This window comes from Cobetia sp. ICG0124, assembly GCF_004006355.1.
GTDB classification, from domain to species: Bacteria; Pseudomonadota; Gammaproteobacteria; order Pseudomonadales; family Halomonadaceae; genus Cobetia; species Cobetia marina.
The window spans coordinates 3,281,960-3,304,719 of record NZ_CP024893.1; the positions used below are offsets into that span (position 1 = coordinate 3,281,960).

The following is a 22,760-nucleotide window of genomic DNA, read 5'->3' on the forward strand; positions in this document are numbered from 1 at the left end:
GCGTTCTCCGTCGGGGTCCTCAGTGAGTGTCGTTGCGCGAGCTGACCCCGAGACTGCCTTCAAGTCCGCCTTCCGGCAACTGATCGTCACTGGGCTTCTCGACGTCCGGGTTGCCCGGGTGCTGCTCGGTATACAGCAGCAGGGCCGCCATGCGCACGTGGTCGGCCAGCGCGAACAGATCCGCCTCGTCCTCGGCATTGTCGTCATCCAGGTCCTCGGCGTTGGCCAGGCCGCTCGAGATGGCCTCGACATCGCTCAGCGCATCACGCAATGCCTGGCTCCAGCCCTTGCGGACCTCGCCATCGACGCCTGCCAGCTCTTCCTGGAAGCCCAGCGTCCACTCACGCAGGCTCTGGCCACGCTCGGCCAGGGAGAACATGTCGTCCGGCAACAGCGGCTCGAAGCTCATCTCGCTGGCCGCCAGGCGCTCCTGGTTGCGCGTGCGCCAGCTGAGGAACACCTCGCCCGCTTCACGGGTGGCCGGTTGCTCCACTCCCAATGCGGCACAGACGCGGCTCAACCAGTCTTCCGCGCTGATGTCATCCATCGCCAGGGCAGCGACCAGCTGTCCATCAAGGAAGGAAGGGTTGTTCAGGCTGCCGTGAACCAGGAACTGGTCCGCGACGAGAGAGAAGTCGAAGGTATCGTTGATGATGGCCATGGTGCGGGTCCATTGAGTCGGTGAGAAGACAGCCGCACTGCGCAGCGCGTTGACCCTCCAGAAGCGGCTCTCTATAGTGGCTCGAGAATGCCCCCATCTTACCGCACTGGCCCTCCTTCTGGCTTGCCGTCCTCACTGCGAGGTGACGCCCAGTCAAGGACGCCGCCGTCAATCAGGACGACGCCGGACATGGCCCGAGAGGACTGACATGAGCGACTCCACGACTCCCCGCAATACCACCGAGATCAGCCTGCTCGGCCGCAGCTATACCGTCAGCTGCCAACCCGGCGAGGAAGATGGTTTGACCCGTGCGGCGGCCTACCTGGATCTCGCCATGCAAGGCATCCAGCAACGTGGCAATACCATCAGTGCCGACAAGGTCGCCCTGATGGCCGCGCTCAACATCTCTCACGAACTGATCAACAGCCGCGACAGCGAACGCGCCATGCAGCAGGATTTCGAGACACGCCTCACGGCGCTGGATCGCCAGCTGGATGCGGCCCTCAAGCAGGTACCAGCCGAGTCTGTCCAACGTGCGAAGGCGCGTGCTGATGAAGCAAAAAACGCTTGAGAATCAAACAACTGATAAATTTCAGCAACAGTCTGTTCCCGACAGGATTAAGCCTTGGGCCGGCAGACGGGGTTTGGTAGACTGAAGGAGTTCTCTGGGGTGTACGACAGTTGCCGATGTCCCTCGAGCTTATAAGCTATTCCCAGGGAGTCCACTGCGCAGTGCTGTGTGCATGTCCGTGCGTCGGAAAGCCTGATGCGCTGCGCGGGACTACCCACCTTGAACCGCTGGGTTCAAGGGCCCCCGGTAACACCGGCACCTTGGAGAACCCTGTCTGACGGAGAATGTCAGGCATGCTCAAACCCCCTGCGGCTCGCGCCGCCCTCGCGAATCACTATTCGCCTCCCTCGCTTTCACGTGATGTCACGCTCTGGCCATTGTCCAGCGAGCTTGATCACCCCACTGCGGATCGCCGCGCCCTGAGACGCTTGCTACGCCAACGGCGACGCCAGTTGACGGCCCCCGAGCGCCGTAATGCCGAGCAGGCCCTGTTGCGACGACTGAAGCGTCTGCCGGAACTGCTGCGTGCCCGGGACATCGCCCTGTACCTGCCCAATGATGGCGAGATCGACGCCACCCGTCTGTGCCGATGGCTGCAACGTCGGGGAGCACGCGTCTATCTACCGGTCCTGCGACCCTTCGCGGTCAACTCACTCTGGTTCGTCCGCTACGACGACCATACCCCACTGGTGAGCAATCGCTTCGGCATCGCCGAACCTGACACGCGCTTCGGAGCCCACAAGGGCCGACGCCTGCCGGCCTGGGCATTGGATATCGTGCTGATGCCGCTGGTGGGGTTCGATGAGGCTGGCGCACGGATCGGCATGGGGGGCGGTTTCTATGACCGCAGCTTCGCCTTCACCCGTCGCGCCGGGCCAAGACCGAGGTTGATCGGCCTCGCCCATCACTGTCAGAAGGTGCCGGCCTTGCCGGTACAAGCCTGGGACATACCGCTGGATGCCATCGTCAGTGATCGCGAGATCGTGCGCCCAGGCCGCGAAGGCGGCAGTGCACGATTCAGGAACCCATGACGGTCTGGGCGTAGCCGGTGGCGACGACACCAATCCCGAAAATGAATACCAGGGCCATGACCAGATCGGGCTTGCGTTTCATGAGAGCGGGCTTCTTCTTATATCGTCAGTGGCTTTCGCGTGACGGTTGTCGATGACTGTCTTCCTGACAGTGCCCACGATGATAGGCATCTGACCTGCGTATGACAATCACCATGCAGCCGTATGAATGAACGTTTTTCCACGCTCATGACAGGAAAAGGCGATAGGCCGGATTGTCGCTTTCCTTCCAGAAGCGATAGCCGATCTCCGCGAAATACTTCTCGACCTCGGCGCGATCCCCATTGGGCACCTGCATGCCGATCAGGACTCGCCCATGGGACGCGCCGTGATTGCGATAGTGGAACAGCGAGATGTTCCAGTCCGCAGGCAGATGGGTCAGGAAGTTCATCAGGGCACCAGGACGTTCCGGGAACTCGAAGCGATAGACCTCCTCCTCGAGGTCGCTGCTGGTGCGCCCCCCGACCAGATGACGCGTGTGCAGCTTGGCCAGCTCGTTGTCGGTGAGATCCTCCACCGCGTAGCCCGCCTCACGCAGCTTCTCGACCACCGCTGCGCGGTCTTCCCCGCCCGGCTTGACCTGAACACCGACGAAGACGTGCGCCTCCTCCGGGTTGGCATAGCGGTAGTTGAACTCGGTGACCATGCGCTTGCCGATCACCTTGCAGAACTGCTTGTAGGCCCCGGGGCGCTCCGGCAAGGTGACCGCCAGAATGGCTTCCCGCTGCTCGCCGAGCTCGGTGCGCTCGGCGATGTGCTGCAGGCGATCGAAGTTGGTATTGGCCCCGGAGTTGATGCAGACCAGCGTCTGCCCTTCCGCGCCAGTCTGCTGGATGTACTTCTTGAGGCCCGCCAGCGACAGAGCGCCGCTGGTCTCTGACACGGCGCGCGTGTCCTCGAAGATATCCTTGACCGCCGCGCACATCTCATCGGTATTGACGGTGATCACTTCATCGACGGTATGGCGGATGATCTCGAACGGCGCCTCGCCGATCTGCGCCACGGCCACTCCCTCGGCGAACACGCCGACCTGGTCCAGCACCACACGCTCGCCGGCCTCCATGGCCGCCTTGAGGCAGGCCGCATCCTCAGCCTCGACACCGATGACACGAATGTCCGGACGCAGATACTTCACGTAGGCCGCGACACCGGCAATCAGGCCACCGCCGCCCACCGGCACGAAGATCGCATCGATCTTGCCCGGGTGCTGACGCAGGATCTCCATGCCCACCGTCCCCTGCCCGGCGATCACGTCCGGGTCATCGAAGGGCGGAATGAAGGTGTAGCCATGTTCTTGCATCAATGCCTGGGCATGCGCGAGCGCCTCGGGAAAGGCATCGCCCTTGAGCACCACGCGTGCGCCGCGTTCACGCACCGCCTGCACCTTGATCTCCGGTGTGATACGCGGCATGACGATGACGGCCTTCACGCCCATCAGCTTGGCTGCCATCGCCAGCCCCTGGGCATGGTTGCCCGCCGAGGCGGCAATCACGCCACAGGCCTTCTGCTCATCGCTCAGCTGCGCCATCTTGTTGTAGGCGCCGCGAATCTTGAAGGAGTAGACGGGCTGCAGGTCTTCCCGCTTGATGAAAATCTGGTTGCTGAAACGACGTGACAGCATCGGGGCTGACGAGAGCGGGGTTTCATGGGCGGCTTCATAGACACGAGCCGACAGGATTTTCTTGACGTAGTGTTCGAGCATTATAGGAATGTCCTGATGTGTCGCAGCGCGGGCCGCATGGGTGCGACCGAACCCCCATTGTTATCAGACCGCCGGCGAGAGCGTCCAGCGCCATCGCGACGTTTGCCGTTATAATGTGGCGTTTTCTCGCGTTGCGTCGCCCGGCCACTCTCCACCCCTGCCCCACCGACCCGAGGTATGACATGACCCAGGATGAGCTGAAGCAAGCCGTGGCCCGCGCTGCCCTTGATGAGATCCGCCCGCTGCTGAACCGCGACACCATCATCGGCGTCGGCACCGGCTCCACCGCCAACCTGTTCATCGATGCTCTGGCGGAGGTTCGCCACGACTTTGCCGGCGCCGTCGCCAGCTCCGAAGCCACTGCCCAGCGCCTCAAGGGCCACGGCATCGACGTCTACGAGCTCAACCATGTGGGCACCGTGCCGGTGTACGTGGATGGTGCCGACGAGATCGATCCGCGTCTGGCGATGATCAAGGGCGGTGGTGCGGCGCTGACCCGCGAGAAGATCGTCGCGGCCTGCGCTGAGCGTTTCGTGTGCATCGCCGATGGCTCGAAGCAGGTCGACATCCTCGGTGGCTTCCCGCTGCCGGTGGAAGTCATTCCGATGGCACGTTCCTACGTCGCGCGCGAACTGGTCAAGCTGGGCGCGGACCCGGTCTATCGTGAAGGCGTTCTGACGGACAACGGCAACCGCATCCTCGATTGCTACAACTTCCTGATCGAAGACCCGATCACCATGGAAGCCCGCATCAATGCCATCGTCGGCGTCGTCACCAATGGTCTGTTCGCCGCCCGTGGCGCCGATGTACTGCTGGTCGGTCGCGAGACAGGTGTCGAGCGCATCACTGCCTGAGGAGAGCCCGGTGCTGATGGCAGACAGCCTGCCGATCAGCTCTCCGACGACCATCACGCTGGATAGTGGCGTCAAGGTGCTGCTCAAGCCGGACCACAGCTGGGAGTATCTGCTGGACAGGTGTCAGCTTCCAGGTGTCAGACGCCAGAGCAGCCAGACGAAAAACGGGAAGCCCTGAGGGGCTTCCCGTTTCTGTTTGCGCGCCGGTCGCTCATCGAGAGCGAAGCGGTGATCAGAACTTGTAGTTGATGCTGAAGTAGTTGCCGAAGCCGGTGGTGTCCTGACGCACGCCGGTGGCGGTGGAGCCATCGGTGAAGAACGCCATGTTGTTGTAGTACTTCAGGCCGTAACCCACCGCGAAACGCTGGGTGTGGTAGTAGATGCCGTTGAACCACTCCATGCTGTTGATGCTGCGACCGTCCTGGCTGCCCACTTCATCGGCATCGAACTTGTAGTCCAGATAGCCCTGATAGGCGATGAAGCTACCGTCCTCGAAGTTGACGAACGGCTTGAACCAGTTGGTGGACGCCATGTAGCCGTCCCACTTGCTCTCGTCTTCACCGCCGTAGTTCTCACGCACGTAGCGGGCGTAGAGGTTGAAGCCCATCTTGCCGAACCATGGCACCTGCACATCGCTGCCCAGACCGACATAGTGCTCCCACAGACCGCCGAATGCGCCGTTGTCACCGATGTTGGTGACGGTGGCGATGTAAAGCTCGTCCACCGGGCCGAAGGACAGGTCGTGACCGGTCATGGCGTCCAGCGAGAAGCGCGGGGCCAGCTTGGCGAAGAAGTTGTCGCCGCCATTGAGGTCATCCGAGCTGTCATCGAAGATGTCGAAGAAATCGACATAGCCGTAGAGATCGACGATGCCCGAACGGCCTCCGAATTCCATTTCCAGATAGGTATCTTCACTGTTGCGGAACGGCAGACGGTTGTCCTCGCTGCGCATCAGATTGAAGGTCAGCCACTTGTAGTCATTGGCGTGGATGTCGCCATTGAAATCGGTGGCCTGGGCTGGCGCGGCAGCCGTCAGGAGGGTAGTGGCGGCCAGTGCACTGGCCGCGACGGTCTTGAGCATAGTCATCGCGAAATGATCCTGTCTTGAGTAATCAACTGTTCTGAATTGTTGTGGTTCGGGCTGCGCCGGATTTGCAAAGGGCGCGATGTTAGCACTTCCTCGCAAAAACGATAGGGCGACGTTTGGCGGATCGCCCATCCACTGTGAGATGGGCGACATCCCGATCAGGCCGCCAGCGCCAGGAAGAAGCCGGCGATCGCCGCCGACATCAGATTGGAAAGCGTACCGGCCAGTACCGCCTTGAGACCCAGACTGGCGATCTCATGCCGGCGCGTCGGGGCCAGGCTGCCCAACCCGCCGAGCAGAATGGCGATGGACGACAGGTTGGCGAAGCCGCACAGCGCGAAGGACAGCACAGCCATGGTGTAGGGCGTCATCACCGCACCCGTGGCGGCCACGAGACTGTCGCCACTCAGGTAGGGCGCCAGATTGATGTAGGCGACGAACTCGTTCACCACCAGCTTCTGACCGATGAAGGACCCCGCCAGCGTCGCCTCGCTCCATGGCACGCCCAACAGGAAGGCCAACGGCGCGAAGAGCGCAGCCGAGAATCATGTCGAGACTGCAGCGTGATGTCCTGATAGCCGAACCAGCCGCCGACACCAGCCGAGAATGCCGTTGATCAGCCCGATCAAGGCGATGAAGGCCAGCAGCATCGCGCCGACATTGGCGGCCAGTTTCAGGCCGGAAGACGCACCGGATGCCGCAGCGTCCAGCACGTTGGACGGTGCGATCGTCATCCTTGAGCGAGGCATCCGCCACGGCGATCGAGTCATCCGGCTTGTCAGTCTCCGGGAACAGAAGCTTGGCAAACAGCAAGCCGCCGGGCGCTGCCATGAAGGACGCCGCCACCAGATACTCCATCGGGATGCCCAGCGCCGCGTAGCCACCCAGTACGGAGCCGGCGACGGATGCCAGACCACCACACATCACGGCGAACAGCTCGGAACGCGTCATGCTCGCCAGATGAGCGGCTTGACCACCAGCGGTGCCTCCGTCTGTCCGACGAAGATGTTGGCGGTCGCGGAGAGGGATTCCGTGCGCGACTGTTCCCGAGCACGCGCTGCAGGCCGCCCACCCAGCAGGCGAATCACCCACGTGCATGATGCCGAGGTAGTAGAGCACCGCGATCAGCGACGAGAAGAAGATGATGATCGGCAGCACCTTGATGGCGAAGATGAAGCCGACACCGCTGCCCGGATTGGCCAGACTGCCGAACAGGAAGCTGATGCCTTGATCGGCATAATTGACGACCTGACTGACGGCGCCTGAGACACCGGCCAGCACACCCTGGCCGAAGGAGGTGTAGAGCACGAAGGCACCGATGGCCAACTGGATGGCAAAGGCACCCCCGACGGTGCGCAGGCGGATAGCGCGTCGATTCGATGACAACGCCACGGCGATGAGGATGAGCGATGCCATCCCGACCAGACTCATGAGGGGATTCATTGGGAAGGTCCTGAGCCGCATGAACAACCAAAGCGCTGCACGCCTTGACCGCTTGCAGGCCATCCTGCGCGAGGGCAGCCCACTGCAGCTCAGCGACGCCGCGCAGCTCTGCGGCGTGTCCGAGATGACGATTCGCCGTGATGTCACTCACAGCAACGGGCTGTTGGAGATACTGGGGGGACGCCTGCTGCTGGCGGAATCTTCCGCCAGCAGCGTCTATCGCCTCGACCGCGAGATCGATGCCAGCGCTCCTATCAAGCAAGCGTTGTGCCAGCGACTGGCCAGTCACATCGAGGACGGCGATACCCTGTACGTGGATTGCGGGACGACCCTGGTCCACCTGGCCGCGGCACTGGATCGTCAGATGACACTGACCCTGGTGACCTGCGCCCTGAATGTCGCCAATGCCGTCGGCCACCTGCCCGGCGTGCGACTGGTCATGCTGGGCGGACTGTTTCATCCGGCCACCCAGTCCTTTACCGCCACCGACATGCCGGAAGCCATTCGCCGTCTGGGCATCAACAAGGCATTTCTCTCGGCCGGTGGCGTGCACGCCGAGCGCGGCGTCAGCTGCTTCCACTTTCATGAGGTGGCGGCCAAGCAGGCCGCGCTGGAAAGCGCCATGCAGCGCTTCCTGATCATCGATGCCCGCAAGTTCGAGATGGTACGCCCGGCCTTCATCGCGCCACTGGAAAGCTTCGATGTGGTGATCAGCAATGCCAGCGCCGCAGCGCGCGATTGCCTGGAGGGTCTGGATGCCGACATGGGCGTGACGGCGCAGCTCATCGAGTGCTGAGCGGCAACAGGTCTTCCAGCTGCTGCAGTGTCCCTGCCAGCGCCCCGCGATTGCGGGCTACCCGTTCACGCGCCGCCTGCCCTGCCCGTTGGCGCTGCGACTCATCTTCCAGCAGTGTGATGACGGCCTCGGCCAGCGCCTCGGCATCATCGACGACCTGCAGAGCTCCTTCCGCCGTCATCACCTCGGCGATCTCACTGAAGTTCTCAAGCGATGGGCCACTCAACAGTGGCAGCCCAAGCGCGGCCGGTTCGAGCAGATTATGCCCGCCGATGGGCACCAGGCTGCCGCCGACGAAGGCGACATCGCTCGCCGCATACAGGGCGAGCAGCTCGCCCAGGCTATCGCCGACCAGCACCGACATGTGGCTGCGACGCAGGCAGGTTTCCCCGCGTGACTCACACCAGCTCGCACTCTGTGCGGCGACCGTCTCGAAGCGTTGCGGATGGCGCGGCACCAGCAGCAGCAAGGCATCAGGATGCCGAGCACGCACGGCTGCGTGGGCATCCAGCATCAGGGCATCTTCCCCCTCGTGTGTCGAGGCGGCGATCCACACCCGCCGCCCCTGGAACTGCTCGCGCAGTCCCTTGCCTGCCGCGACGGCCTGTGGCGATATCTCGAGCTCGAACTTGAGTGAACCGACCGTCTTCCCCCGCGCCGCAGGAAGCCCAAGCGCGATGAAACGCTCGAGATCTTCCGGCGCCTTGGCCGTCAGCGCGCTCACCTGCGACAACGTCTCGCGCATCAAGGCCCCGACCTTGCGGTAGCGTGTGAAGGCGCGCGGTGACAGCCGCGCATTGACCACGCTCACGGGTATCCTCTGGCGCGCACAGCTTGCGATCAGATTCGGCCACAGCTCGGTTTCCACCAGCACGACCAGGGCCGGCCGCAGGCGAGACACGAAGCGACGTGCGCTGCAGGGAAAGTCCAGTGGCAGATAATGATGCCGCGCAGGGGCAAGCTCGGGCGTTCCCTCAGGCGTGTGCAACAGGCGAGCCGCCTGGGCAGCCCCCGTCGCGGTCATGGTGGTCACGATCAGCGGGCGGAGGGGATAGCGGCGCCGCAACGCCTCGATGGCGCTGGCCATCATGACCATCTCGCCCAACGAGGCCGCATGCAGCCAGATGGGGCGCTCGCGGTCCGGCGCGGCGGCAGGCGTGGCAGGGAGGATGCCCAGCCGCTCCAGGCGCGAGTGCCGATCATCGTGCTCGCGCCAGACCCGCTGCCAGATGAGGGGAGACAGCAGGGTCAGTGCGGTGCTGTAGAGGCCACGGGCAAGGCTCACGCCTAGTCCTCGCGATCAAGAATGGTGGCGATCATCGCCGTGGTGGAGACGCCATCCTCGAAACCGAGCACACGCACCTCGCCACCGTTGGCGATCACCGCCTCGCCCCCGGCGATCTCTTCGGGACGATAGTCACCGCCCTTGACCAGCACATCCGGCAGCACGGCCTCAATCAGGCGTGCCGGGGTGTCTTCGCTGAAGGGCACGACCCAGGCGACCGCGCCGAGGCCCGCCAGCACCTGCATGCGACGCAGTACCGGGTTGATCGGACGCGTCGGCCCCTTGAGGCGTGCCACCGAGGCATCGTCATTGACCGCCACGATCAGACGGTCGCCCTGACGTGCCGCCTCCTGCAGGTAGGCCACATGACCGGCATGCAGGATGTCGAAGCAGCCATTGGTCATCACCACGCGCTCGCCGCGTGCCTGAGCGGCCTTCACTGCCGGGATGAGCGCGGACTCCTGGATCACGCCGAATTCCGCCAGCTTGTCACCATGCAGCGCGGTGTAGAGCTCGGCGACCGACAGGGTCGCGGTGCCCGGCTTGGCGACGACCAGGCCTGCGGCCAGATTGGCCAGCATCACGGCCTCCGGGAAGGCATGGCCAGCCGCCAGCGCCAGACCCAGCACGCCGATCACGGTGTCACCGGCACCGGTGACGTCATAGACCTCACGCGCATGCGTCGGCAGATGCAGCGGCTGATGGCCCTCGCGGATCAAGGTCATGCCCTTCTCGCTACGCGTCACCAGCAGGGCTTCCAGCTCGAGCTCGGCACGCAGCGCCTCACCCTTCTCGGCCAGTTCCTCATCGCTGCGGCATGGCCCGACGATGGTCTCGAATTCGGTCAGATTGGGCGTGATGATGCTGGCGCCACGATAGCGCGAGAAATCACTGCCCTTGGGGTCGACCAGCACACGCTTGCCCGCCGCGCGCGCCGCGGCGATCAGCACCTCGACCTGATTCAGCGAGCCCTTGCCGTAGTCGGAGAGAATCATCACGCCACTCGCAGCCAGCTCGGCCTCGACCTGGCGCACCAGCGCGCTGGTATCCACCTCGTGCAGCGGCTCCTCGAAATCAAGGCGCAGCAGCTGCTGATTGCGGCTCATCACGCGCAGCTTGGTGATGGTCGGCACGCTGTCACTGGCCTGGAAGCGCGTGATGACATTGGCGTTTTCCAGTGCGCGGGTCAGGATGGCGGCGTTGTCATCCTGACCGACCACACCGGCGAGAGTGGCATGCGCACCGAGCGACGCGATGTTGAGCGCGACGTTGGCGGCACCGCCCGGGCGGTCTTCACTCTCGCCGACGCGCACCACCGGCACCGGGGCTTCCGGCGAGATGCGTGAGGTGCCACCGTGCCAGTAGCGGTCGAGCATCACATCACCCACGACCAGCAGGCGAGCCTGTTCAAGCGCAGTCAGATCAAGCTTCATCAGGCGTCTCCGCGTGCAGAGGGAAATTCAGAAGAAGAGATGTCAGTAGACGAGACAGCCGCGACCGGCAGACGTTCGCAACTCTGGCCGCGAATGACGCCATCGGTGTCCGCCAGCAGCTCAGCGAGGCGCGCGATGACATCCTCGGCGCGGATCAGGCTCATGGCGTCCTGATGGCGTACGCGCTGGCCCCAGTGGATCTCGTCCATCTGCTTGTGCAGATAGGTTTCCACCGCATCCGGATAGCGATTGACCACCAGATGCTGCCAGCAATAGGGCGCCGCACGCTCGGGGTTGGTGGTGGCGTACAGGCCGATCACCGGTGTATTGAGCGCATTGCCCATATGCACGGGGCCGGAGTCCGGCGCGATCACCGCGACGGCGCGATCGATCAGCGCCAGCAGGCCCTTGAGCGAGGTACCACCGATGGCATCGATGACCGCGCCTTCACTGACCAGCGCCTTGATGCGCGCGCCCATCTCGCGTTCCTGCGGGCTGCCGCCGCCGGTCATCACGCTGCGGATGCCGTATTGCTGCCAGGCATGATCGACGACCGCCGCATAGCCCTCGGCCGACCAGTTGCGGAAGTTGCGCAGGCGCGGATTGGCACACGGACTGATGACGAGATAGGGCGCCTCACCGGTCACGCGCGCCGCCTCACCATAGGCCTCGGGCGGCACATCGAGACGCCAGTCGAGCCGGCAGTCCTCGACACCCAGGGCACGTGCGAAGTCCATGAACGACTCCAGCACGTGAGCGCGCTCGCGCGGGGTCAGCTGATGGGAGGTAAAGAGGTACTGCCAGTCCTTGGCGCGCGCACGGTCGTAACCGATGCGCACTCGGGCCTTGAGGCCCAACGACAGGGCGCTGGCCCGCAGCGCCTGCTGCATGTGCAACAGCACATCGAAGTGCGTGTCCTTGAGCTGGCGCCAGATGGCGCGCATGCCCGCAAGGCCGGTGGACTTGTCGTAGACCACGAACTCGACCCCGGTCAGGCCGGACAGTAGACTGTGCTCCCCCTTGCCGACGATCCAGGTAATGCGGGCCTCAGGCCACTGACGCTGCAAGGCGCGTACCGTTGGCACAAGATTGCAGACATCGCCGAGAGCGGAGAGCCGGAGCACGCAGATATGTGCGGGCTGGGCAGGGAGAGGATGCTTCATGCGGATGGCAGTTTTCCGAAATGAGAATGCCCACATTCTATATGATGGCGAAACAGCGCCACAAATGACGCCGGACTGGTTCATGCCATCGTTCTGGCGCGAACACGGCGCCGTGACCGGCGAAGCACCGGGGCGCGGGGCGAGTCTGTTCCTCGATGTCTGTCGTTTGCCCGCTGAGCTGCACCCCGTCCATGCCACTGGCGCCCCGGCTCAACGCTGGGCGCTGCGCCCCTATCGACGCGGGGGGCTGATCGCGAAGATCGCTCGTCAGCGCTACCTCTACACCGGCCTTGAGCGCACCCGCGCCTTCGCCGAGCTGCGCCTGACGGAAACGCTGCATCGCCAGGGGCTGCCGGTGCCAGAGCCGGTCGGCGCCTGCGTATGGCGGCATGGCCTAAGCTACGAGGCCGCCCTGATCACGGTACTGATTCCCGGCGCGCGCGCCTTCGCCGATGATCTGATCGCCCTCGAAGCACAGCGCCTGCCTGCCGGGGCCGAGCTGCCCGAATCCCTGCTGACAGTGCTGGAGACGACAGGTCGCGCCATTCGCGCCGTACATGACGCCGGGCTCGAGCATGTCGATCTCAACGCACGCAACCTGCTGGTCGATGAAGGCGGACGCGCCTACGTGATCGATCTCGATCGCTGCCAGCTGCATGACGAGGCTCCCGCCGACGCACGCTGGCGCGAGAACAACCTCTCACGCCTGGGGCGCTCGCTGGCGCGCTTCACGCCGAGGCACCATGCCACGTGCCTGGCCGCCATTCGCAGCGCCTATCACGAGGCATCGGTGCCCATGCAGTGTACGATAGCGACATGAATCGTCGGCAGGCGCCCCCGACCGCCCCTCCTTCCGATGGCAAGCTGCGCACCGCCGTGCCCATCACCGGCTGCGTCATCACTCTCAATGAAGCCCACAACATCGAGGACTGCCTGCGCTCGCTGGCCCAGGTCTGCGATGAGCTGATCGTGGTCGATTCCGGCTCCACGGATGCCACCTGCGAGCTGGCGCGCGCCATGGGCGCCGTGGTGATCGACCAGCCCTATCTGGGCGACGGGCCGCAGAAGAACGTCGGACCGAGCTATGCCAGCCACCGCTGGGTGCTGTCACTGGACGCCGATGAACGCCTGACCGACGGCGCCGTCAGCGCCATCCGGGAACTGGCACTCGACAGCACGCCCCACGACGGCTTCGCGCTACGCCGTCGCAACTTCATCGGCTCACGCTGGGTGCGACATGCCGGCTGGTACCCCGATTACTGCCTGCGCCTGTATGACCGCGAGAAGCTCGCCTTCCGCGATTCGCGCCAGCACAGCTCCGTTCAGGCCAGCCACCCCTGCGAGCTGGATGCGGACCTCGAGCATTACAGCTTCGCCAATCTGGGTGAGCTGTTCGTCAAGGCCAGTGGCCGCTTCTCGAATCGCGCCGCCAAGATCATGTATCAGAAGGGAAAACGCGCCAACGCCTTCACGCCCTTCCTGCATGCCAGCAATGCCTTCATGCGCAAGTTCGTCTTCCAGGCCGGCTTCCGCGATGGCGTCGATGGCTTCTCGGTGGCGCTGTCCGCCAGCGTCAATGCCTACCTGAAATACGCCAAGCTGCTGGAATTCCAGCGCGACGCCAAGGTGCGTGAGGCGGAAGACTTCAACAAGGTATGGTGACCATGACCTCTGCTTGTGAGCAGGCGGCGTCGCAAGCTCCGTCTCGGCCGCTGCACGTGCGCCACGTCAATCTGGCCCGCGGCTTTCGCGGTGGTGAACGCCAGACGCTCAACCTGATCGCGGACCTGGCGCGACGCGCCAGCCCGGGAGAGAACGGCGAAGCCGGCGCGCCGATCCGTCAGTCGCTGGTGTGCCTGCAAGGCTCGCCATTGATCACCGAACTGGCGGCGCTTGAGCTTGCCGTCACGGTGGACGTGATCGAGATCCACGGGCGCTTCAGGGGCCATCTCGGTCAGCCTCGCGCCGATATCGTGCATGCTCACGAAGCCAAGGCCGTGCACTGGGCGTGGCTGCATCAGCGCCTCACCGGCACGCCTTATCTGCTGACCCGCCGGGTGCCTCAGCCGGTGAAGGACAAGTGGTTCAATCGTCTGACCTATCGCGCCGCCGCCCGCCGGGTGGCGATTTCCTCGGTGATCGAGTCACACCTGCGTGAGCGCCAGTGGGGGGAGACGGCTCTGATTCCCAGCACCCTCGCCCACCTGCCCAGCGATGAGACAGCCGTGGGCAGACTGCGGGAGCGCTTCGGCAATACGCCCGCCGGGGGTCGCTTCGTCGTCGGGCATGTCGGCGCGCTGGTGGACCGCCACAAGGGCCAGCGAGTGCTGATCGAGGCGGCCCGTCAGCTGCGCGACAGTCACCCGCAGCTGCTGTTCGTCTGCCTGGGCGCGGGAGAGGATGAAGCCGCCTTCAAGGCGGAGAGCGCCGATCTGGACAATCTTGTCTGGGAGGGCTTCCACACCAATGTCGGCGACTATCTGGAAGCCTTCGATCTGTTCGCCTTCCCGTCACGCAATGAAGGACTTGGCTCGATCCTGCTCGACGTGATGGACCACGGCGTCCCGATCATCGCAAGCGAGGTGGATGGCATCCCCGATATCGTGCATGACGATGCCACCGGCGTGCTGGTGCCCACCGGCAATGCACCCGCGCTGGCTGCCGCCATCGTGGCACTCGGCGATGACGCACCACGTCGAGAGCGGCTGGTCGCGGGCGCGCGGGCGCATCTGGCACGCTTCACCCCCAGCGCCATGGGCGAGGCCTATCTGGGGCTTTATCAGCGACTGGCACGCTAGACCGCTTCTCGCCTCAGGCATCTATCGCCCAGGCATCTATCGCCCAGGTACCTGTCGCCCAAGTACCTGCTGGGGCTTTTTCGTTTTTATAAACAACAGGTTATCGGCTCAACTGCCGGAATTTGCATCCTCGAGTCCACGCAGATCCGGCCACCCCTCATCCACTCCCAGCACGGGATAGGTCTTGGGGTCCAGCGGGCCGGGTTCGCTTTCGGGACGACACTCTTGCAGCGCAGCCTGCAGACGCCGCAGAGCCTCATCACCTTCGGCACCGGCGGTCACCTTGTCCCAGAACTCACGATGTACCGCCTTGATGACGACAGGCACGCGGGGCACTCCCACCTGCTGCGCCATCGCCAGGCGATGCAGGCCACGATTGATCTTGAGCAGACGGCCATCACGCGTCACCGCGACGCCCATCTCATCCTTGGTGATGCCCTGGCGGAAGCCATTGGCGGCCATGTCCTGCAGATAACCGCGATAACAGCGCAGGTAACCGAGAATCTGTTCCTCACTGTCCATCAGCAGGCCATCACGCGGCGATGCCCAGGGCTTGCCCGCCTCCAGCAAGGCCTTGAGCTGCTGATAACGCTCGGTCACCGTCAGATCATCACCATGCTCGATCAGGTCACGCATCAGGCGCGAGCGTGAGCCGAAGCGGAAGGCGCCACGCCGCAGGTCCCAGTCACCCTCCCAGATGAAGGCATTCGAGGAAGGCCGCTTGCGCTTGTCACGCCCGAAGTTGACGTCGCGCACCAGTTCACGCGGATTGATCCACAGTGTCAGCGCCTCTGGTCCCATCACGTCTTCCACGGCATGTCGCGGCAAGCCACGCTGCTCAAGCCCCTGATGGCGCGAGCGATGCCGGCACCAGCGCACCAGCCATGCCCGGCTGAACGGCAGTACCAGGTGCTGCTCACACCAGGCACGCCACGCCTCGATACGCTGTGCACGCGTCATCGCCCCGCGCATCCGCGGATGGATCAGATCATCCGTCGTACGATTCTTCGGCAAGCTCACCGCTCATCCTCATCCAGCGCGATCGCCGTCAGCAATCGCTCAGGCGCGATGTGATTCAGGCAGTTGGTATGCCCCAACGGACAGACGCGCTTGAAACACGGTGAGCACTCCAGCGCCAGCCAGTGAATCTCGCGATTGGCCGTCAGCGGTGGCGTGTAATGTGGTGACGAGGAGCCGTAGATGCCCTGGATACGGGCCCCTACCGCGGCCGCCACATGCATCAGGCCGGAATCATTGCTGACCACTTCCCGACACTCGGCGATCAGATCCACCGCATCCGCCAGTCGCGTCTTGCCACACAGGTTGTGGACGCCGGCCAGCCCCTGGGCAATCTCCTCACCGGCCGCCACATCCTTGGGACCGCCAAAGATACGCACCTCCGCCCCGGCCTGCGTCAGTGACTCGGCAAGCTCGCGAAAGTGCGCCAGTGGCCACTGCTTGGCCGGCCCGTATTCCGCGCCCGGCATCATGCCGATGATGGGGGCCGGTGGCGCACTCAGGCCCAGCTCCTCGCGCAGACGCCGCTGATTGGCGCTGTCGGTGACGAGACAGGGTTCGGGGATGCGCTGCGGCGGGTTGGCCTCGTCCAGCGGCAGGCCCAGTGAGGTGAAGCGCTTGACGGTCTGATCGAGAATCGACTTGTCGAGCTTGCGGCACTCGGTGAGCAGGCCGTGGCGCTGCTCACCGGTGAAGCCGACCCGCACTGGAATACGCGCGAAGAATGGCACCAGCGCCGACTTCCAGGAGCGCGGCAGCACGATGGCGCGATCGAAACGCCCGCGCAGCGAGCGCCCCAGTCGCCAGCGCGCCTTGAGGGCGAAGTCGCCATGCCCCGCCGGCAGTGCCAGCGCTTCCTCGACCTCGGGCATGCGCTCGATGATCGGTTGCGACCAGGCGGGCGCCAGCACACTGATCCGGCAGCCGGGCGAGCGCTGCTTCAACGTCATGAACAGGCTCTGCGCCATCACCATGTCGCCGACCCAGCTGGGCCCGACCACCAGAATGCGCTCACTCATGCCTTGCTCCTCTTCACGGCCAACCCTCTTTGCGGATGCGCTTGCCCTGCCCCATCGCACTTGCGATGCAGGCGCCCATGCTCATTCCACACGCGCTTACCCTCAGTCCACACGTGCTCAGTCCACACGTGCTCAGACTCAGCGATTCAGCCATTCGAGATAGGCGCGAGTGCCCTGGGCAACGGTCTTGAACTCGACGTTGCAGCCGGCCTTGCGCAGCTTGCCGATGTCGGCACGCGTGAAGCTCTGGTAGCGGCCCTTGAGGTTTTCCGGGAAGTCGATGTACTCGATCTCGCCCTTCTCGTAGTACTCGATGACGGTCTCGGCGATCGCCTTGAACGGCTCGGCACGGCCGGTGCCCAGGTTGAAGATGCCGGAGGCTTCCGGGTGATCGAGGAACCACAGATTGACGTCGACCACATCACCGACGTAGACGAAGTCACGGCTCTGCATGCCGGCTTCATAGCCATCGTAGGCGCCGAACAGCTTCGGGTTCTCGCCCGCCTTCACCTGGGTGTGATGGTGGTAGGCGACGCTGGCCATCTTGCCCTTGTGCTGCTCACGCGGGCCATAGACATTGAAATAGCGGAAGCCGACCACCTGGGTGGTCAGGCTGTCCCAACGCTGGCGCACGTGCTGATCAAACAGCAGCTTGGAGTAGCCGTAGACGTTGAGCGGCCCTTCGAACTCCGGTGTTTCCTTGAAGACCTGGCTGTCGCCATAGGTCGCCGCGGAGCTCGCGTAGAGGAAGGGAATCTGATTCGCCTCACAGAAGTTGAGCAGCACCTTGGAGTACTCGAAGTTGTTCTCGAGCATGAACTGGCCGTCCCACTCGGTGGTATCGGAGCAGGCGCCCTCGTGGAAGATCGCCTCGATCTTCGGCAGCTCGGCATACTCACCCATCAGGCTCGACTGGACGCGAATCAGGAAATCGTCCTTGTCGAGATAGTCGGCAATGGTCAGATCCGCCAGATTGACGAACTTGGTGCCGTCACTCAGGTCATCCACCACCAGGATATCGGTACGGCCGCGATCATTGAGTGCCTTGACGATATTGGCACCGATGAAGCCGGCGCCTCCGGTAACGACGATCATTTGAGCTCCCATAGCCTCTCAGAGGCTTGTAGGCAATACGCGCGTGCAGGGACGCGACGCATCAGAATTTGGAAATGGCACGCACTCGGTTACGTCTGCGGCCTATAACCCGATAAGCGGGGATTGTATACTTGGCAGTTCTCGAATTCATGGGCCAACGGGCTTCACCAATGACACAGCCAGACGTGAAAACCTTCCAGGGCCTGATTCTGGCCCTGCAGCAATACTGGGCCGAACAGGGTTGCATCATCCTGCAGCCATTGGATATGGAGGTTGGCGCGGGGACTTTCCACCCGGCGACCTTCCTGCGCTCCATCGGTCCTGAAACCTGGAACGCTGCCTATGTGCAGCCTTCCCGCCGTCCCACCGACGGCCGCTACGGCGAAAATCCCAATCGCCTGCAGCACTACTACCAGTTCCAGGTGGTGATGAAGCCGTCACCGGCCAACCTGCAGGAGCTCTATCTGGGCTCGCTGGAGCGTCTGGGCATTGACCCGCTGGTCCACGACATCCGCTTCGTCGAGGACAACTGGGAATCCCCGACGCTGGGCGCCTGGGGACTTGGCTGGGAAATGTGGCTCAACGGCATGGAAGTGACCCAGTTCACCTACTTCCAGCAGGCAGGCGGCATCGAGTGCTTCCCGGTCACCGGCGAGCTGACCTACGGTCTCGAGCGCATCGCGATGTACCTGCAGGACGTGGACAGCGTCTACGACCTGATCTGGACCACCGCACCGGACGGCTCCGTGGTCACCTACGGCGATGTCTTCCTGCAGAACGAGAAGGAGCAGTCCGCCTACAACTTCGAGCACGCTGCCGTGCCGGAGCTGTTCGCTGCCTTCGATCACTGCGAGAGCGAATGTCAGAAGCTGCTGGCGGCCAACCTGCCGCTGCCGGCCTATGAGCAGGTGCTGAAGGCCTCCCACACCTTCAACCTGCTGGATGCGCGTCACGCCATCTCCGTCACCGAGCGTCAGCGTTACATCCTGCGCGTGCGCACCCTCGCCCGCGACGTGGCCCACGCCTATTACGACTCGCGCAAGGCCGCTGGCTTCCCGCTGGCACCACAGGCACTGCGTGACGAGCTGCTCGCCGCCGATGACACCACTACCGAGGGAGACGCGTCAGCATGACCTCCGTGAATACCCTGCTGATCGAACTGGGCTGCGAAGAACTGCCGCCGGGTGCCATCGATGCACTCGCCGACGGCCTGGCCAATGGCCTGGCCGATGGCTTGCGTGAGGCCGAAGTCGCCTTCGGTCAGGTCCGCGCCTACGCCACACCACGTCGTCTGGCGGTGATGATCGAGTCGCTGGCCGAGCGTCAACCGGACCGCGAGATCGAGAAGCGTGGCCCGGCCAAGGCTGCGGCCTTCAAGGATGGTGAGCCGACCCGCGCCGTGCAGGGCTTCGCTCGCTCCTGCGGTGTCGAGGTCAGTGATCTGATCGAGCTGGAAACCGACAAGGGCACCTGGCTCGGCTATCGTCATACCCAGCCGGGCGAGCATCTTTCCGCCCTGCTGCCGGCCATGCTGGAACAGGTCGTCGCTCGCCTGCCGGTGCCGAAGAACATGCGCTGGGGTGCCTCACGCATCGAGTTCTCTCGTCCGGTGCATTGGCTGGTCGCGCTGTACGGCAGCGAAGTGATCGAGGCCAGCGTGCTGGGCCTCGAGGCAGGCCGCACCACCTTCGGTCATCGCTTCCATGCCCCGCAGGCCATCACGCTGGCGCACGCCGAGGACTACCTCGACGCGCTGGAAGATGCCCGCGTGCTGGCCAACCGTGAAGTACGCCGTGAGCGCATCCGCGAACAGGTCCAGGCCGAGGCGGAAGTCTATGGCGCCAATGCCGTCATCGAGGAAGCCCTCCTCAACGAGGTCAATGGTCTCGTGGAATGGCCGGTCGCACTGACGGGCACCTTCGATGAGCGCTTCCTGGAAGTGCCGGCGGAGTGTCTGATCTCCTCCATGAAGGCCAACCAGAAGTACTTCCACCTGCTGGACAACGACGGCAAGCTCAAGCCGGCCTTCATCACCATCTCCAATATCGAGAGCAAGGACCCGCAACAGGTCATCTCCGGTAACGAGAAGGTGATTCGTCCGCGTCTGGGCGATGCCGCCTTCTTCTACGAGACCGACCTGCGCAGCACGCTGGAATCGCGTCGCGAGAAGCTCGAGAGCGTCGTCTTCCAGCAGAAGCTGGGCAGCATGGCCGAGAAGGCCCGTCGCAGCGAAGCCGTGGCCCGCCACATCGCGGAACGCATCGGTGCCGATGTCGAGCACGCCGCACGCGCCGCACAGCTGGCCAAGACCGACCTGGTCACCGAGATGGTGCTGGAGTTCCCGGAACTGCAGGGCATCATGGGCCACTACTACGCCCGTCACGATGGCGAAGATGCCACCGTCGCGCGTGCGCTGGAAGAACAGTATCTGCCGCGCTTCGCCGGCGATGCGATTCCCGCGACCAAGGCCGGCATGGCGATCGCCCTGGCGGACCGTCTCGACACCCTGACCGGCATCTTCGGCATCGGTCAGCGTCCGACCGGCGCCAAGGACCCGTTCGCGCTGCGTCGTGCCACCATCGGGGTGCTCAACATCCTGATCAAGGGCGAACTGGACCTCGACCTGCGCGAGCTGCTGACCGTCAGCGCCGAGCAGCATCGTGACCTGCCCAAGGCCGAAGGACTGGTCGAGGACGTGCTCGAGTACATGCTCGATCGCTTCCGCGCCTGGGCCAATGACGAGGGCATGGGTGCCGAACTGTACCTGGCCGTGCGTACCCTGAAGATCAGCAACCCGCTGGACTTCGCGCGTCGTCTGCGTGCCGTGCACGCCTTCGGCGAACGCCCGGAAGCCGCCGCTCTGGCAGCCGCCAACAAGCGCGTCTCCAACATCCTCGCCAAGGCCGAGCACGATGGCCGCACCGAGGTGGACACGAGCCTGTTGAGTGAGCCGGCCGAGCAGGCACTGGCAGAGGCCCTCAAGGCACGTGGCGCGGAAGTGGCACCGCTGTTCGCGGCGGCACGCTACCAGGAAGCCCTCGATACGCTGGCCAGCCTGCGCGAGCCGGTCGATGCCTTCTTCGATCAGGTCATGGTCAACGCCGACGATGCCGCCGTGCGCGCCAATCGCCTGGCGATGCTGGCCAGTCTGCAAGGCCTGTTCATGGGTGTGGCCGACATCAGCCTGCTGACCCAATAAGGGCTGCCGGCCCACGGTGTCCCCGACATCGGTATATGGCAGTCTCTGCAAAAGAACCCCGCCACGGCGGGGTTCTTTTGCATCCAGCCTCCTCCAGTATAGAAACAGTGTTCGAAAAGCGTGACAGCCTGTCGCACCCCCCTGACAAGCAGCCCGGCTGACGCCCCTGACTGCCCTGAGGTGAAGAGTTGACCATGCAAAAACTGATCGTGCTCGACCGTGATGGTGTCATCAATGAAGACTCCGATGCCTTCGTCAAGAATGCCGAGGAGTGGATCGAATACCCCACCTCCATTCAGGCCATCGCTCGCCTGACGCGAGCGGGCTATACCGTAGCCGTCGCGACCAATCAGTCCGGCATCGCTCGCGGCCACTTCGGTCACCGGGAACTCGACCAGATGCACGACAAGATGATGCAGCTGGTGAAGGAAGCCGGTGGCGATATCGCCCACATCGCCTACTGCCCGCATGGCCCGGATGATGGCTGTGATTGCCGCAAGCCGGAACCCGGCCTGCTGCACCAGATTCAGGACGCTCTGCAGATCCCGGACTTCGAAGGCGCCTGGATGCTGGGCGACAGTCTGCGCGATCTGGTCGCTGGCCAGAAGGCCGGCTGTCGCGCCGCGCTGGTGATGACCGGCAAGGGCCAGAAGACACTGGCCGATGGCGAGGGCCTCAAGGACGTGCTGGTGGTCGCCAACCTGGCCGACTTCACCAACCGCCTGCTGGATGGCGAGCTCAACCACGCCATGTCGGATGGTGAGCCGGGAAAGTCCCAGCGCCGCTGCGTGAGCTGTGAAGCCGCTGCCGAGAGCTATCTGTGAGACACACATGCCGCGCGCACTCCCTGCGCCGGCATGTGCTTGCCCCTCTATTCAATAGCGGCGATATGCTACCCTTCAGACATGAATCCGGGCAGGCAATGGCCTGCCCATCTCACTCCCTCATGCTGGAGGCCTCGTATGCCACTGCTGGATAGCTTCACAGTCGACCACACCATCATGAAAGCCCCTGCCGTGCGCGTGGCCAAGAAGATGGGAACCCCCAAGGGCGACAACATCACCGTCTTTGATCTGCGTTTCTGCGTGCCGAATGAAGAGATTCTCTCCGAGAAGGGCATTCACACGCTGGAACATCTGTTCGCTGGCTTCATGCGCGAGCACCTCAATGGTGATGGCGTCGAGATCATCGACATCTCGCCGATGGGTTGCCGTACCGGCTTCTACATGAGCCTGATCGGCGAGCCGGACGAAGCCCGGGTTGCCGCTGCCTGGTCTGCCGCCATGCAGGACGTGTTGAACGTCGCACGCCAGGAAGAGATTCCGGAGCTCAACGTCTATCAGTGCGGTACTGCACAGATGCATTCTTTGGAAGAAGCCAAACAGATCGCCAGCAACATCCTGTCACGCGATATCGGCATCAATCGCAATGATGAGCTGAAGCTGGACGAAGGCTTCCTCAATCAGGCGCATTGAGTCTTGAGACACCAAGTCTTGAGATACCAAGCCTTGAGGCACCGGACTTGATCAGCCTGTCGAGTGCGCCGGGTCCTTGAACGAAAAAGCCC

Annotated in this window: 22 protein-coding genes, 1 other RNA gene and 3 pseudogenes; 14 read left to right on the top strand and 12 right to left on the bottom strand. The window is 63.8% G+C overall.

Annotation, left to right across the window (positions count from 1 at the left end; translation table 11 throughout):
• Positions 1-19: 19 nt before the first annotated feature.
• Positions 20-661, bottom strand: coding sequence for a UPF0149 family protein (locus CU110_RS15365; RefSeq protein WP_077379685.1), 642 nt, complete (start codon positions 659-661; stop codon positions 20-22).
• 208 nt (positions 662-869) lie between these two features.
• Between CU110_RS15365 and CU110_RS15370 the strand changes: the two genes are divergently transcribed.
• From CU110_RS15370 to CU110_RS15380, 3 genes are all read left to right on the top strand, one after another.
• A complete protein-coding gene (locus CU110_RS15370; protein ID WP_077379686.1) occupies positions 870-1,232 on the top strand; it encodes a cell division protein ZapA in 363 nt (120 codons plus the stop codon).
• 88 nt (positions 1,233-1,320) lie between these two features.
• Positions 1,321-1,503, top strand: a non-coding RNA gene (gene ssrS, locus CU110_RS15375) — 6S RNA.
• Positions 1,504-1,525: 22 nt separating this feature from the next.
• Positions 1,526-2,263: a 5-formyltetrahydrofolate cyclo-ligase gene (locus CU110_RS15380; protein ID WP_127736570.1), complete on the top strand. Its 738-nt coding sequence runs from the start codon at positions 1,526-1,528 to the stop codon at positions 2,261-2,263.
• A gap of 226 nt (positions 2,264-2,489) precedes the next feature.
• On the opposite strand, the pseudogene ilvA reads toward CU110_RS15380, so the two are convergent.
• Positions 2,490-4,025, bottom strand: a pseudogene (gene ilvA, locus CU110_RS15385) (threonine ammonia-lyase, biosynthetic); the annotation flags it as partial.
• 161 nt (positions 4,026-4,186) lie between these two features.
• Here ilvA and rpiA point away from each other — a divergent pair.
• Positions 4,187-4,858, top strand: a complete 672-nt coding sequence (gene rpiA, locus CU110_RS15390; protein WP_077379692.1) for a ribose-5-phosphate isomerase RpiA — start codon at positions 4,187-4,189, stop codon at positions 4,856-4,858.
• A 10-nt stretch (positions 4,859-4,868) separates the two neighbouring features.
• Entirely contained in the window at positions 4,869-5,036 is a 168-nt protein-coding gene (locus CU110_RS15870; protein ID WP_164850391.1) for a hypothetical protein, read from the top strand.
• Between the two features lie 54 nt (positions 5,037-5,090).
• Here CU110_RS15870 and CU110_RS15395 read toward each other — a convergent pair whose 3' ends face one another.
• The 3 genes and pseudogenes from CU110_RS15395 to CU110_RS17410 all read right to left on the bottom strand — a co-directional run bounded on the left by CU110_RS15395 (position 5,091) and on the right by CU110_RS17410 (position 7,033).
• Positions 5,091-5,945, bottom strand: coding sequence for an outer membrane protein OmpK (locus CU110_RS15395; RefSeq protein WP_077379697.1), 855 nt, complete (start codon positions 5,943-5,945; stop codon positions 5,091-5,093).
• A 158-nt stretch (positions 5,946-6,103) separates the two neighbouring features.
• Positions 6,104-6,715 (bottom strand): annotated as a pseudogene (locus tag CU110_RS17405) (nucleoside transporter C-terminal domain-containing protein).
• Between the two features lie 177 nt (positions 6,716-6,892).
• Complete coding sequence (locus CU110_RS17410) at positions 6,893-7,033, bottom strand: hypothetical protein (RefSeq protein ID WP_240665422.1); 141 nt, start codon at positions 7,031-7,033, stop codon at positions 6,893-6,895.
• Between the two features lie 4 nt (positions 7,034-7,037).
• Here CU110_RS17410 and CU110_RS17415 point away from each other — a divergent pair, with 4 nt between their 5' ends.
• Positions 7,038-7,211 (top strand): hypothetical protein, encoded by a 174-nt coding sequence (locus CU110_RS17415; RefSeq protein ID WP_240665423.1) that lies wholly within the window; start codon positions 7,038-7,040, stop codon positions 7,209-7,211.
• On the opposite strand, the pseudogene CU110_RS18135 reads toward CU110_RS17415, so the two are convergent.
• A pseudogene (locus tag CU110_RS18135) lies at positions 7,206-7,451 on the bottom strand (Na+ dependent nucleoside transporter N-terminal domain-containing protein); the annotation flags it as partial. The gene CU110_RS17415 and the pseudogene CU110_RS18135 sit on opposite strands and share 6 nt — an antisense overlap.
• On the opposite strand from CU110_RS18135, the gene CU110_RS15405 reads away from it, so the two are divergent.
• Positions 7,408-8,184 (top strand): DeoR/GlpR family DNA-binding transcription regulator, encoded by a 777-nt coding sequence (locus tag CU110_RS15405; protein ID WP_077379702.1) that lies wholly within the window; start codon positions 7,408-7,410, stop codon positions 8,182-8,184. The pseudogene CU110_RS18135 and the gene CU110_RS15405 overlap by 44 nt on opposite strands.
• Here the strand turns inward: CU110_RS15405 and waaA are convergent.
• The 3 genes from waaA to CU110_RS15420 are packed head-to-tail and all read right to left on the bottom strand — an operon-like array spanning position 8,171 to position 12,065.
• A complete protein-coding gene (gene waaA, locus CU110_RS15410; RefSeq protein WP_127736573.1) occupies positions 8,171-9,469 on the bottom strand; it encodes a lipid IV(A) 3-deoxy-D-manno-octulosonic acid transferase in 1,299 nt (432 codons plus the stop codon). The genes CU110_RS15405 and waaA overlap by 14 nt on opposite strands.
• Positions 9,470-9,471: 2 nt before the next feature.
• Positions 9,472-10,902 carry a bifunctional D-glycero-beta-D-manno-heptose-7-phosphate kinase/D-glycero-beta-D-manno-heptose 1-phosphate adenylyltransferase HldE gene (gene hldE / locus CU110_RS15415; RefSeq protein ID WP_084209539.1) on the bottom strand — a complete coding sequence of 477 codons (1,431 nt, stop codon included), beginning with the start codon at positions 10,900-10,902 and terminating at the stop codon, positions 9,472-9,474.
• A complete protein-coding gene (locus CU110_RS15420; RefSeq protein ID WP_084209540.1) occupies positions 10,902-12,065 on the bottom strand; it encodes a glycosyltransferase family 9 protein in 1,164 nt (387 codons plus the stop codon). The genes hldE and CU110_RS15420 overlap by 1 nt, the downstream gene beginning before the upstream one ends.
• A gap of 4 nt (positions 12,066-12,069) precedes the next feature.
• Here CU110_RS15420 and CU110_RS15425 point away from each other — a divergent pair, with 4 nt between their 5' ends.
• The 3 genes from CU110_RS15425 to CU110_RS15435 are packed head-to-tail and all read left to right on the top strand — an operon-like array spanning position 12,070 to position 14,863.
• The gene (locus CU110_RS15425) at positions 12,070-12,885 is read left to right on the top strand and encodes a 3-deoxy-D-manno-octulosonic acid kinase (RefSeq protein WP_346427148.1); all 816 of its coding nucleotides are present in this window, start codon (positions 12,070-12,072) and stop codon (positions 12,883-12,885) included.
• Positions 12,882-13,727 (top strand): glycosyltransferase family 2 protein, encoded by an 846-nt coding sequence (locus tag CU110_RS15430; protein ID WP_127736579.1) that lies wholly within the window; start codon positions 12,882-12,884, stop codon positions 13,725-13,727. Before CU110_RS15425 ends, CU110_RS15430 begins: the two co-directional genes overlap by 4 nt.
• A 2-nt stretch (positions 13,728-13,729) precedes the next feature.
• Complete coding sequence (locus tag CU110_RS15435; RefSeq protein WP_127736583.1) at positions 13,730-14,863, top strand: glycosyltransferase family 4 protein; 1,134 nt, start codon at positions 13,730-13,732, stop codon at positions 14,861-14,863.
• A 108-nt stretch (positions 14,864-14,971) separates the two neighbouring features.
• On the opposite strand, the gene CU110_RS15440 is transcribed toward CU110_RS15435, so the two are convergent.
• The 3 genes from CU110_RS15440 to rfaD all read right to left on the bottom strand — a co-directional run bounded on the left by CU110_RS15440 (position 14,972) and on the right by rfaD (position 17,994).
• A complete protein-coding gene (locus CU110_RS15440) occupies positions 14,972-15,877 on the bottom strand; it encodes a hypothetical protein (RefSeq protein ID WP_127736586.1) in 906 nt (301 codons plus the stop codon).
• Between the two features lie 2 nt (positions 15,878-15,879).
• Positions 15,880-16,899 (bottom strand): lipopolysaccharide heptosyltransferase II, encoded by a 1,020-nt coding sequence (waaF, locus tag CU110_RS15445; protein WP_084209545.1) that lies wholly within the window; start codon positions 16,897-16,899, stop codon positions 15,880-15,882.
• Positions 16,900-17,037: 138 nt separating this feature from the next.
• Positions 17,038-17,994: an ADP-glyceromanno-heptose 6-epimerase gene (gene rfaD / locus CU110_RS15450; protein WP_077379721.1), complete on the bottom strand. Its 957-nt coding sequence runs from the start codon at positions 17,992-17,994 to the stop codon at positions 17,038-17,040.
• Positions 17,995-18,164: 170 nt separating this feature from the next.
• Here rfaD and glyQ point away from each other — a divergent pair, with 170 nt between their 5' ends.
• The 4 genes from glyQ (at position 18,165) to luxS (ending at position 22,668) form a co-directional block, all read left to right on the top strand.
• On the top strand, positions 18,165-19,127 hold the full coding sequence (gene glyQ / locus CU110_RS15455) for a glycine--tRNA ligase subunit alpha (protein ID WP_103751491.1): 963 nt from the start codon (positions 18,165-18,167) through the stop codon (positions 19,125-19,127).
• Positions 19,124-21,193: a glycine--tRNA ligase subunit beta gene (gene glyS, locus CU110_RS15460; protein WP_084209546.1), complete on the top strand. Its 2,070-nt coding sequence runs from the start codon at positions 19,124-19,126 to the stop codon at positions 21,191-21,193. The genes glyQ and glyS overlap by 4 nt, the downstream gene beginning before the upstream one ends.
• A 194-nt stretch (positions 21,194-21,387) precedes the next feature.
• Positions 21,388-22,017, top strand: a complete 630-nt coding sequence (gmhB, locus tag CU110_RS15465; RefSeq protein ID WP_084209547.1) for a D-glycero-beta-D-manno-heptose 1,7-bisphosphate 7-phosphatase — start codon at positions 21,388-21,390, stop codon at positions 22,015-22,017.
• Between the two features lie 138 nt (positions 22,018-22,155).
• A complete protein-coding gene (gene luxS, locus CU110_RS15470) occupies positions 22,156-22,668 on the top strand; it encodes an S-ribosylhomocysteine lyase (RefSeq protein WP_077379728.1) in 513 nt (170 codons plus the stop codon).
• Positions 22,669-22,760 lie beyond the last annotated feature (92 nt).